This is a genomic window from Bradyrhizobium sp. 23 (assembly GCF_023073295.1).
GTDB classification, from domain to species: domain Bacteria; phylum Pseudomonadota; class Alphaproteobacteria; order Rhizobiales; family Xanthobacteraceae; genus Bradyrhizobium; species Bradyrhizobium canariense_D.
Window position 1 is genome coordinate 1 of record NZ_JADPJF010000101.1, and the last position, 610, is coordinate 610.

1 protein-coding gene is annotated in these 610 nt (G+C 56.4%); it reads left to right on the top strand.

The window, feature by feature from the left end; all coding sequences use genetic code 11:
- Nucleotides 1–569 (top strand): IS110 family transposase (locus IVB32_RS25040; RefSeq protein WP_247411737.1); only part of this gene is annotated, 569 nt, incomplete at its 5' end.
- Nucleotides 570–610: the final 41 nt, after the last annotated feature.

Genomic DNA, 610 nt, shown 5'->3' on the forward strand with positions numbered 1-610 from the left:
TGGCAAGCATCGCAAAACTCCTGGTGCTTCTCCGGGACGAAAAAGACAATAGGATCCCCGGCGCCGCCCGCTTTGCCCTGATCCTATTCGCTGAACAGATTGAGCTGCTTACAACCCGCATAGAGAAGCTCGACAGAGAGATTTTGGTTGCCGTCAGAAAGGACCCCGATGCAAGGCGTCTGATGAGCATTCCGGGTGTCGGTCCTCTCATCGCCGCTACCGTTCGGACATCGGTTTTGGATGCTCGCAATTTTGCGACTGCACGAGATTTTGCGGCTTGGACGGGGCTCACACCGAGGGCACAGTCGAGCGGCGGAAAAGAAAGGCTCGGCGCGATATCAAAGCGTGGAAATCGGCAACTACGGACGCTCTTGATCGTTGGTGCGACCTCTATCATCAAGCTTGCTAAACGAGGCTTGAAAGTCCCACTCTGGATTCGGACCATGCTGCAAAGACGGCCGGTCAAGGTCGTATCGGTCGCGCTCGCCAATAAGATTGCGCGCACGATCTGGGCCTTGCTGGTCAGAGGCGGCATCTATCAGGCGCCGGCCGCAATGCTGAAATCCTAATCTTAAGAGCTCTCCGGCGGAAGAAGAAAGCTGCCGAGGAG